Origin of the sequence: Candidatus Magnetobacterium casense, assembly GCF_019173545.1 — a bacterium.
GTDB classification, from domain to species: domain Bacteria; phylum Nitrospirota; class Thermodesulfovibrionia; order Thermodesulfovibrionales; family Magnetobacteriaceae; genus Magnetobacterium; species Magnetobacterium cryptolimnobacter.
In genome coordinates this window covers 1-10,560 of record NZ_JABXWD010000094.1, presented here as the reverse complement: position 1 = coordinate 10,560, position 10,560 = coordinate 1, and the positions used below count along the sequence as shown (strand labels likewise).

9 protein-coding genes are annotated in these 10,560 nt (G+C 52.0%); all 9 read left to right on the top strand.

The genetic code is table 11. The annotated features are described in order from the left end of the window. The first annotated feature begins 185 nt into the window (after window positions 1-185). Entirely contained in the window at window positions 186-2,015 is a 1,830-nt protein-coding gene (locus HWQ67_RS06985) for a tetratricopeptide repeat protein (protein ID WP_218251962.1), read from the top strand. Between the two features lie 31 nt (window positions 2,016-2,046). After that, window positions 2,047-3,240 carry a glycosyltransferase family 39 protein gene (locus HWQ67_RS06980; protein ID WP_218251961.1) on the top strand — a complete coding sequence of 398 codons (1,194 nt, stop codon included), beginning with the start codon at window positions 2,047-2,049 and terminating at the stop codon, window positions 3,238-3,240. Further along, complete coding sequence (locus tag HWQ67_RS06975) at window positions 3,191-3,835, top strand: tetratricopeptide repeat protein (RefSeq protein ID WP_218251960.1); 645 nt, start codon at window positions 3,191-3,193, stop codon at window positions 3,833-3,835. Before HWQ67_RS06980 ends, HWQ67_RS06975 begins: the two co-directional genes overlap by 50 nt. Window positions 3,836-4,078: 243 nt before the next feature. Continuing rightward, a complete protein-coding gene (locus HWQ67_RS06970; protein ID WP_218251959.1) occupies window positions 4,079-5,041 on the top strand; it encodes a deoxyhypusine synthase family protein in 963 nt (320 codons plus the stop codon). 3 nt (window positions 5,042-5,044) lie between these two features. After that, the gene (locus HWQ67_RS06965; protein WP_218251958.1) at window positions 5,045-6,244 is read left to right on the top strand and encodes an acetylornithine transaminase; all 1,200 of its coding nucleotides are present in this window, start codon (window positions 5,045-5,047) and stop codon (window positions 6,242-6,244) included. After that, a complete protein-coding gene (argF, locus tag HWQ67_RS06960) occupies window positions 6,241-7,137 on the top strand; it encodes an ornithine carbamoyltransferase (protein ID WP_218251957.1) in 897 nt (298 codons plus the stop codon). Before HWQ67_RS06965 ends, argF begins: the two co-directional genes overlap by 4 nt. Window positions 7,138-7,221: 84 nt before the next feature. Further along, window positions 7,222-8,898 (top strand): ribonuclease J, encoded by a 1,677-nt coding sequence (locus HWQ67_RS06955; protein ID WP_218251956.1) that lies wholly within the window; start codon window positions 7,222-7,224, stop codon window positions 8,896-8,898. Then, complete coding sequence (locus HWQ67_RS06950; protein ID WP_218251955.1) at window positions 8,895-9,680, top strand: undecaprenyl-diphosphate phosphatase; 786 nt, start codon at window positions 8,895-8,897, stop codon at window positions 9,678-9,680. The genes HWQ67_RS06955 and HWQ67_RS06950 overlap by 4 nt, the downstream gene beginning before the upstream one ends. Then, window positions 9,665-10,560 (top strand): DNA translocase FtsK 4TM domain-containing protein (locus HWQ67_RS06945; protein WP_218251954.1); only part of this gene is annotated, 896 nt, incomplete at its 3' end. The genes HWQ67_RS06950 and HWQ67_RS06945, both read left to right, overlap by 16 nt.

Below are 10,560 nucleotides of genomic sequence, written 5' to 3'. Positions count from 1 at the left end.
GGACCAGTCCCCTTGACCCCTTCTTACGAAACCTTTTACCATGCTTTTTTAAGAGGATACGCAGATCCACCCCTTTCTTTTTTTTGAACCGTGCTATATATGTCATCACAGGATTCTTTACAGCAAGCAAAAATTTAGCCCTCAGTAAAAATTAACATAAATAAGCTATAATAAAAGCACTTGATATGAAGATTCGGATACTAAAAGATAAGCAACGTCTGCATCTGTGTATCGTTACCATACTGATGATATCGACCCTGTCCGTGTACCATAACCTTCGGGACAATGGCTTTGTAAGCTACGACGATCATAAATATGTCACCGAAAATCGTGACATAGCGGGTGGGATTAGTCTTAAGAGTGTCAAGTGGGCCTTTACGACGACGTACTTCTCCAACTGGCACCCGCTCACGTGGCTGTCGCACCTGCTCGACGTCCAACTGTACGGGATGAACCCCCGTGGGCACCACGTTACCAACGTGATTATACACGCATTAAACGTGCTGTTGTTGTATCTGTTTCTCTACAGGGCAACGACCATGCCCTGGCGCAGTGGCTTTGTTGCGTTGCTGTTTGCCCTGCATCCCCTTGGGGTGGAATCCGTGGCCTGGGTGTCGGAGCGTAAGAACCTGCTGGTGACATTGTTTTGGCTTCTGGCTTTGTTGAGCTATCTCTCCTACGTTCGTCGTCCTAATCCATGGAGGTACGTGGCCGTGGTGCTGACCTTTGCCCTTGGCATTATGTCCAAACCTATGATCGTAACGTTGCCCTTTACGCTACTGCTGCTGGACTACTGGCCCCTGGGACGTCTCAAGGCCAACGACTCCAAGTCCGCATGGGCGATCTATGCCAGACTGATCGTAGAGAAGTTACCGTTTTTTCTCATGACAATCGCATCGAGCGTTATAACCGTCCTTGCCCAGAAGGAAGGTGGGGCAGTGGTGTCGTTAAATTCGTTGTCACTTACAACTCGGCTGTTAAACGTGTTTACTTCGTATGCCGGCTATATGAGAAAGACGGTGTGGCCAACCGATCTGGCGGCGTTTTATCCCTACCTGAACCATCCGGCGTGGGAGTTGATTGTTTCGGTGCTTTTGCTGTTGACGGTGACGGTGCTTGCGTTGTTGCGCCGAAAGAACGCCCCATACATCCTGATGGGTTGGTGTTGGTTTTTGGGGACGCTGGTGCCAGTCATCCAGGTGGTGCAGGTGGGGGTTGCCCCGATGGCCGACAGGTATATGTATGTGCCCGTTATCGGGTTGTTTGTTATCGTGGCCTGGGGGGGGACGGAGTTGTCAGAGAAGTGGCGCTCTCTGAGGTCGGTCTTTATTGCCGCTGCGGTGGTGGTCTGCATGACCTTTGCCATGTATACGTGGAGGCAGGCCGGTTACTGGAGGGATTCCTTTACGCTCTATGAGCATGCAATCAACGTTACACAGTACAACTACGTGGCACACAACAACTATGGTCAGGCACTGATGAAGGCGGGCCTGCTCGATGAGGCCATCGTCCACTTCTCCGAGGGACTCAAGGTCATGCCCCTCAGTGAGGAGATCAACTACAACATGTGGCTGGCCCTGAGCAGACAGGGAAAGATGCAGGAGGCTAATCGTTATCTGCTGAAGTCCGCCTCCCTGTGGTTTGGCGGTGACAAGGCCGCCCTGTACAAGCACATGGCCATAGACCTGCTGAACCAAAAAAGCTACAGAGAAGCCGTTGACTATTTCCTCTTGTCGGCCCGTGAGAACAATAAAGACGCCGAAGTATTCAAGGAACTTGGGGTCACCCTCAGTGCGCTGAAGAAGTATGACCAGGCACTTGTCTCCCTGTCAAAGAGCATCTCCCTTGATGCCACCAAGTGGCAGACCTACTACCACAAGGGCCTCGTGTTAAAAGAACTCAGCCGATACGATGAGGCCGAAGCGGAATTCAAAAAGGCACTCGCCCTCAACCCTGACTCCCAACAGATAAAAACCGCCCTGGACAACCTTCACAATGCCATGAAGTCCAGGTGACATCAGCGTTGACAAAGGAAAACGTACATATATGACCAAAACCACAAATTCAATGACACTGTGGTTCATCCTGGCTCTTACGCTGCTGACGGTGTTTGCATATGCCCCCATTGACGAAAACGACTTTGTCAGCTTTGACGATGACCACTACCTCACCGGCAACCCCGCCATCCGGGATGGTCTGACGCCCGATAGTATAGTGTGGGCATTTAAGACCTTTCACTTTGCCAATTGGCACCCGCTCACCTGGCTATCATACCTGGCGGACATCTCCATGTTTGGATTAAACCCCAAGGGTGTCCACCTCGTCAACCTCCTGTTTCACATAGCAAGCGTAATGTTCCTGTTTATATGCCTGACCCGCATGACGCAACTGCCCTGGCAGAGTGCCATGGTGGCAGCACTGTTTGCCCTGCATCCGGTCAACGTGGAGTCCGTGGCCTGGGCATCGGAGCGCAAAAACGTCCTCTCCACACTCTTGTGGATACTGACGATGATGGCCTATCTCAAATACGTGCAACAGCCCAGGGCCAAGTGGTACGCACTGACCCTCCTGAGTTTTGTCCTGGGGCTGATGGCAAAGCCCATGCTGGTGACCTTGCCGGTTGTCTTGCTGTTGCTGGATTATTGGCCGCTTCAGAGGTTTAATTCAAGACGATTCATAGACCTGGTTATAGAAAAAATCCCGTTATTTATCATATCAATCCTCTCCGGTGTAGTGACCATTTTTGCTCAGAGGCAGGCGCTTATCTCCTTTGCTGTAGCCCCGCTCAATCTGCGCCTCCACAGCGTCGTACACTCCTGCGTCGGTTACGTAAAACTGATGTTCTGGCCAAAGGGGTTGACGGTGTTTTATCCGTATGCGGGTAGCATACAACTCGCTCATACCTTACTATTGCTGGTCTGCATCGTTGGAGTAACTGTCGTGGCTTTTTACAAGAGGCGTCGGATGCCGTATCTGTTTGTGGGTTGGCTGTGGTATCTTGTGACGCTTGTGCCCGTGCTTCAACTGGTGCAGGTAAGCGCCTCTCCGATGGCCGACCGCTATGCCTACGTGCCACTGATCGGGGTGTTTGTTGCTTTGGTCTACGGATTGGGCGAGTTGCAGCACAGACCTCTTGGCAGAATATTTACAGCCATCACTGCGGGGGGGGGTGTTAGTGGTGCTCTGTCTCTTGACACGTCAGCAGGTGGGATACTGGAAAAACTCCGGGACGCTCTTTAAGCACGCCGTTGAGGTGACCGACGGCAACTATGTCGCCAACAACGACTATGGCATGTATCTTATGAAGGAAGGCAGGGTGCAGGAGGCCATTGTACAGTTCTCCAGGGGGCTTGAGGCGAGACCCGACAACCCGCACCTGAACTTCAATCTCTGGAGCGCCCTCGTCTTTGAGGGAAGGGGGGCGGAGGCACAGCCGTACTTTTTACGGGCCAGACCGTTTTGGCAAAATGCCGGTGAGGCCGTCGTGTACAAAATGCTTTCTCACTCCCTGATGCGACAGAAGAAGTATGCCCTGGCTTATGAGTATTTGCAGAAATCCTTGCGTCTTGACCCCACGGATGCCGTAGTCTATGATTATCTGGGTCTGACCCTGAGCGCAGAGGGCAGGTTTGAGGAGGCCCTTGAGTACTTCACCAGCGGCATCAAGGTGGCCAATAACCCCTGGGAACTGTATTTCCACAGAGGGCTGATCCTAAAAAAGATGGGCAGAGAAAAAGAGGCTATAGAAAGTTTCGAAAAATCCCTCGCCCTAAACCCCAACTCCAAAGACGTCCGCAGTATATTGAGCAAGTATAGCAGATTTCGATTGGATTAAATACAACACACACGGCATTCTTACGGGGTCAAGGGGACTTCTTCGTAGCCGCCCCTTTCTTTCTTGTATCGCACACAATTGAAACGTGCTATATACAGAACAAATTAACCGTGGTCCGGGAAAAAGGGAAAAATCAACAGTTGACAATGTTCTTGTATTTATTATATATTATGGTTTGGCTTTGTTTTAGAGCTGAGAGTATAAAAATTATACTGGCAAATTAAAGAGAGAGATGATGACCGGATGAGAGATAAATCGTTGTCCGTGGATAAGCCGCTGACAGACGTCAAGAGATACTCTCTGAGTGCGAGAAGTAGCAAGGTAAATCTCCGGCAACAGGGTAAGCCGTTTTTAAGGGGCGGTTCCTTCAGGGGATTCCTTGATACGATGCCCGAGGTGCTGGCCGCATCAGAGCTGAAAAAGGCTGCTTGTGCCATCATAGAAGCCAGGAACCGGAATAAACCCGTTGTCCTGGGTATGGGTGCCCATCCAATAAAGGTTGGCCTCTCACCGCTCATCACAGACCTCATGAAACAGGGGACCGTCACGGCGATAGCCACAAATGGCGCATCCATTGTCCATGACTTTGAGATGGCCTTTATGGGATGTACCTCCGAGGACGTGGCCTCCGAGCTTTGTCATGGCACCTTTGGCATGGCCGAAGAAACCGGCGTTATGCTCAATATGGCCATATCCGATGGCGTAACACAGGGTCTGGGTCTGGGTAGTTCCATTGGCAGGTTCATAGCCTCCGACAGCAGAATCACAGACAGGTCAATAAGCATATTCGCCACGGCCTTTGACCTCAACATACCAATTACCGTGCATGTTGCCATCGGTACCGATATCCTGCACATGCACCCCGAAGCCAACGGCAGCAACATCGGAGAGGGCAGTATGCGAGACTTCAGAACCCTCACCTCGCTCATCACCACACTTGATGGCGGGGTGTTTATCAACCTAGGCTCTGCCGTTATCATCCCGGAGGTCTTTCTGAAGGCGCTGAATCTGGCAAGAAACATCGGTCACAGGGTGGAGGACTTTACTACTATAAACATGGACTTTATAAGACAATACAGGGCCGAGGTGAACGTGCTCAAAAGACCAACCGCCAACTCCGGTTTGGCCATAAGCCTCATCGGGCATCACGAAATCATGTTTCCGATGCTCTGTGCCATTGTAACTGAACTGAAGGATGATGATTAAACTATGGAAATAAAAAAGGCACTGGACGAATCCCAGCAGTACATGATGGAGACGTACAAACGGTTTCCCGTGGTATTTACCAAGGGCAGAGGCATGAAGCTCTGGAGCATGGATGGCAAGGAGTATCTGGACTTCCTGGCAGGGGTTGCGGTAAACGTCTTGGGACACTGTCATCCAAAGATAGTCGTGGCCATCCAGAAGCAGGCCCAGAGGCTCATCCACGTATCCAACTTCTACCACAACGAATACCACATAAGGCTTGCCAGACAACTGGTCAAACAATCCTTTGGCGACAAGGTATTCTTTTCCAACTCCGGAGCCGAGGCCAACGAAGCCGCAATAAAGCTCGTCAGACGCTACTGCAATCAACGTAGTGCCGGGCAACGCAATGAGATCATAACCGCACTGAACTCCTTCCACGGTCGCACGATGGCCTGCATATCGGCCACCGGCCAGGACAGATTCCACCAGGGCTTTGAACCCCTCCTGCCCGGCTTCAGGTACGTGCCATTTAACGACGTGGAAGCACTCAAAAATGCAACAACCGATAAGACGGCTGCCGTGATGCTCGAACCCATTCAGGGCGAGGGTGGCGTGCAGGTCCCCTCCGTGGACTACTTCAAGGAGGTCAGAAAACACTGCGATACACACGGCCTCATCCTCATCCTGGACGAAGTGCAAACCGGTATCGGCAGAACGGGTAAGCTGTTTGCCTACGAACACTTTGGCATCGAACCCGACATCATGACCCTGGCAAAGGGACTCGGAGGCGGCTTCCCCATAGGGGCAACCATTGCACGTGAGGAGATAGCAAAGGGCTTTGAGGCAGGCAGTCATGCCTCAACCTTTGGAGGCAATCCCCTGGCCTGTGCCACGGCCCTGGCCGTGCTTGATACGGTCACGGAGGATGGCATCATGCTGGCGGAGTGTCAGAGGATGGGAGCAATGCTGAAACACGCCCTGTCAGAGCTAAAGGAGAAGTTCCCCAACATTATCGTGGACGTTCGTGGTATGGGCCTGTTACTGGGGATGGAGCTAACCAGGGAGTGCAGCCAGGTGGTACAGGCCTGCTTTGAGCGTGGCATACTTATTAACTGCACGGCACAAAATACCCTGAGATTTTGTCCCCCGTTGGTTGTCAAGGAGGAGGACATAGAACGCCTCATCTCCGCGCTGACCGAAATACTGACGAGGCTGTCATGAAGCGCGATTTTTTGAGGATCATTGACCTCTCATCTCAGGAGTGTGAGCAGTTGATAGACCGTGCAATAGAGCTAAAGAGCGGGAGCAGCAATATCGCCCGGCCTCTTATTGGCAAAACGGTTGGGCTGTTGTTTGAAAAGTCATCCACTCGCACGAGGGTCTCCCTCGAGGTGGGGGTATATCAGCTTGGCGGGTTTCCCATATACCTCAACCAGGGGGATACGCAAATGGGCAGGGGTGAGTCTGCAGCCGACACGGCACGCGTGCTATCGAGGTACCTCAACGCCGTGGCCATCAGGACCTACCAGCACGCAGGTCTGGTGGAGTTTGCCCGGTATGCCACAATACCCGTAATCAATGCCCTTAGCGACAACCACCACCCTTGCCAGGTGCTTGCCGACCTGATGACCATCAAGGAGAAAAAGGGCGCCCTAAAGGGGGTCAAACTCACCTACGTGGGTGATGGCAATAACGTGGCCAATTCCCTCATTGATGCGGCGTGGCTGACGGGAATGTCATTGACCGTTGCCTGCCCTGCGGGGTTTGAACCTGACAAGGACGTGCTGGAGGCAGCAACAGGGGCTGATATACGCATTTCTCACACCCCCTCGGAAGCCGTAAGGGGGACGGATGTCATCTATACCGACGTGTGGGTCAGCATGGGTGATAAGGGAGCCGTCGAAGACAAAAAGGAAAAATTCAGAGGGTTCCAGATAAATGACGCCCTCATGGCACATGCAAGGCCCGATACGCTGATCATGCACTGCCTGCCGGCCCATAGGGGGGAGGAGATAACATCTCCGGTGTTGGATGGCACAAACAGCGTAGTCTTTGACCAGGCTGAAAACAGACTGCACACGCAAAAGGCCATACTAGAACTGCTTGTTAAATAACAGACAGAAATCTTCTGCTAAACACCCACTGTCCATCCCCCCGCAGGTGGGAAAACAACAGGGGGAAAGATAAGAAAAAACTATATGTGTAATGGAAATAAAGAAGAAAAGCTATTAGTGATCCCGCTGGGAGGTGTTGCGGAGATCGGTTTAAACATGACGGTGTTTGAGACCAATAACGATATGATAATTGTCGATGTTGGCCTCATGTTTCCCGATGATGATATGCCGGGCGTTGACTACGTCATCCCTGATTATTCCTACGTACTGGAGAGACGCGAAAAACTCCGCGGTATAGTCATCACCCACGGACACGAGGACCACACCGGGGGATTGCCGTTCCTGCTAAGAGACCTCGGCAAGATGGTACCGGTGTATGGGACGCCTTTGACGCTGGGGTTGATCAAGGAAAAGTTGCGGGAGTTCAGCATAAAGGGCGTTCCCTTCCAGAAGATAAAGCCCCGTGACAGGGCCAGACTTGGCAGCTTTACGGTTGAGTTCATCCGGGTTACGCACAGCATAGCCGACGGTGTGGGGCTTGGTATCAGCACTCCCCTTGGCAACATCATCCACACGGGGGACTTCAAGATCGATTCAAGTCCCGTTGATGGTCAACTGCTGGACTTTAACAAGTTCGTCGAGTACGGCGAAAAGGGCACCCTGCTGATGCTCTCCGATAGCACAAACGCCGAAAAAGCCGGTATCACGCCCTCCGAAAAAGAGGTCAAAAGGGCCTTCGAAGACATATTTTCAAAGGCCAAGGGCAGGATCATCATTGCCACCTTTGCCTCCAACATTCACCGCGTACAGCAGGCCGTGGACGTTTCCGTGGCATTTGGCAAAAAGATCATCCTCTGTGGCCGAAGCATCATCTCAAATGCAAAGATCGCCATGGACATCGGTTACCTCAATATCCCCGGCAATACCATCCTGAAGCTCGAACAGATGAACACAATCCGCCCCGAAGAAACGGTCATCATCACAACCGGCTCCCAGGGAGAACCCATGTCCGTCCTGACAAGGATTGCCATCAACGAACACAAACACATCAAGGTAGCCTCCGATGACACCGTGATAATTTCGGCCAAACCCATCCCAGGTAACGAAAAGGCCGTAGGAAAGATAATCAATCAACTCTTTAAGCGCGGGGCAAACGTCCTCTACGACAAGATATCCGATGTTCACGTCTCAGGACACGCATCCAACGAAGAGCTGAAACTGATGATCAACGTGGTCAGGCCGCGCTACTTTATGCCAATCCACGGGGAGTACAGACAACTGATCTACCACGCCAAACTGGCCTGTAACCTCAACATCCCCGAGGCAAACGTCTTCATCCCGCAAAACGGCGAAATCCTCGAAATAACCGCACAGGGCGCCTCCAAAACCTCAAACGTTGCCTGCGGCAGACACTTCGTCGATGGCAAGGGGTTTGTGGACAGAGACGATATCATCCTCAAAGACAGACGACGCCTGTCACAGGACGGCTTTGTACTGGTACTTATTTACATCAACAAGGAACTCTGGCAACTCGTTGCCGAACCGGAGATCATCTACAGGGGGTTTGTCCTGGAAAGCGCCTCACAGATGGTTATCTCCGAGGCCAAAAAACTCATCGTAGAAACCTTCAACAACATCGACCGGGACGTCGGAAAGGACTCCTCTGTGCTGCAGGCAAAGCTCCACAGCGCATTGAGAAAACACATTAAAAATGTCACCGATAAACGACCCATTATCATGCCGGTGGTGGTAGAGGTATGAGTGCGGAGATACTTCAATCGATTATCCTGGGGGCAGTCCAGGGTGTTACGGAGTTCTTCCCCATAAGCAGCACCGCACACCTGGTACTCATCCCGTGGGTCTTTGGGTGGCACGGGATAACCGACTCCATGTCCTTTGACATAGCCCTGCACGTGGGCACGCTCCTGGCGTTGCTGTTGTATTTCTTTAAGGACTGGCTCGACATCCTGCTCAAAAAACACAAACTGTTGGGGCTGCTCATTGTCGCAACCATCCCGGCGGCTGTGGCGGGCAAGCTCCTGGACGAATTCGTCGAAGAAACGCTGAGAAGTCCATTGGTGATAGCTGCAAGTCTGGTCGTTGTCGGGTTTGTGATGCTCTATGTTGAACGCATTGGTACCAGGGAAAAATCCATACGGGATATGGACATATATGACAGCGTGATGGTGGGCATAGCCCAGGCCATTGCCATTATACCGGGGGTGTCGCGCTCGGGGATAACCATTTCGGCAGGGTTGGCCCTAAACATCACACGGGAGGAGGCAGCCAGGTTTTCCTTTCTCATGTCCACGCCCGTGGTGGGTGGGGCTGCGCTCTTGCACGGGGTAAAGCTCTTGCATGGCACGGGAGCGGGGTTGGACCTAAACGTGTTCCTGTGTGGCATAGCGGCTTCATTTATAACGGGATTGATCGCCATTAAATTTCTTATGGCGTTTTTTAAGAAATACTCATTAAGGGCATTTGTCTATTACAGGTTTACCCTGGCCGGAGTTATAGTGTTGTTGCTATGGCTAAAGAACTGAAAAGTGGCAGTAGTACGGTAATTGGCTTTTTAGCGGTTCTTCTTGCGCTATTTACGGGGGTGAGTCTTGCCACGTACAATAAGTGGGACCCCTCGCCCTTTACCTACACCAATCTTCCGCCTCAAAACTATGGCGGCATGGTGGGGGCATACATCGCTGATGTCCTGATATCCGTACTTGGAACGTCGGCATATGCTCTCCCGGTTGTACTGTTTTTCTATGCGATAAGGAGGTTTACCGGTGCCTCCAGGAGACTTGAAAACATCGTAGGCGTTGTCCTGATGGTTATTTCGCTATCCATAAACTTTTCCCTCATGGGGGATACCTTTGAGATAACCATTGTTAAGGGGGGATTGATAGGCAGCTCTATCTCTTATATCCTGCAGACGTTTCTCTCCACGGTGGTGGCTTTTATAATCAGCCTCTCAGTCCTGTACACGTCCATAGTGCTGTTGATCCCGATGTCTCTTTCAACCGTCTCCACGTACAAGAAAGACAGTCGTAGGGAGGACTTAACCGAAAGGGTCTCACTCCCAAGGGACGGCGATATAGGTAGTCCTTGGGTTGACCGCCCCAGGGTGACAGAGACGGTGCAGCAAAAGAAGGCGGTTGCCCCCGTTACAAAGGCCCCTGCCGCAGGATCAGTATCAAAAACGCCTGTCCCCAAAAGACCTGCCCAGCCCCCCGTTCAGGCCCCTGCCAAAGCCCCTGTCAAAGCCCCTGAGCCTCCGCCCCCACTGTCCAAGGATGCTCCTGCAAAGGCGGCCCCACCCAGTAAGCCCACCGCACCAAAGATTCCAGAGGCAAGTAAGGGGCAATACCTGTTGCCTCCGGCTGAACTCCTTAGCAGCGAACACACGGAGGGGCAGGCATTTACAAA

What these genes read in the sequence shown, in the direction of transcription:
- HWQ67_RS06985 (WP_218251962.1), top strand. Translation starts at nt 186, where the DNA reads ATGAAGATTCGGATACTAAAAGATAAGCAACGTCTGCATCTGTGTATC.
- HWQ67_RS06980 (WP_218251961.1), top strand. Translation starts at nt 2,047, where the DNA reads ATGACCAAAACCACAAATTCAATGACACTGTGGTTCATCCTGGCTCTT.
- HWQ67_RS06970 (WP_218251959.1), top strand. Translation starts at nt 4,079, where the DNA reads ATGAGAGATAAATCGTTGTCCGTGGATAAGCCGCTGACAGACGTCAAG.
- HWQ67_RS06965 (WP_218251958.1), top strand. Translation starts at nt 5,045, where the DNA reads ATGGAAATAAAAAAGGCACTGGACGAATCCCAGCAGTACATGATGGAG.
- argF (WP_218251957.1), top strand. Translation starts at nt 6,241, where the DNA reads ATGAAGCGCGATTTTTTGAGGATCATTGACCTCTCATCTCAGGAGTGT.
- HWQ67_RS06955 (WP_218251956.1), top strand. Translation starts at nt 7,222, where the DNA reads ATGTGTAATGGAAATAAAGAAGAAAAGCTATTAGTGATCCCGCTGGGA.
- HWQ67_RS06950 (WP_218251955.1), top strand. Translation starts at nt 8,895, where the DNA reads ATGAGTGCGGAGATACTTCAATCGATTATCCTGGGGGCAGTCCAGGGT.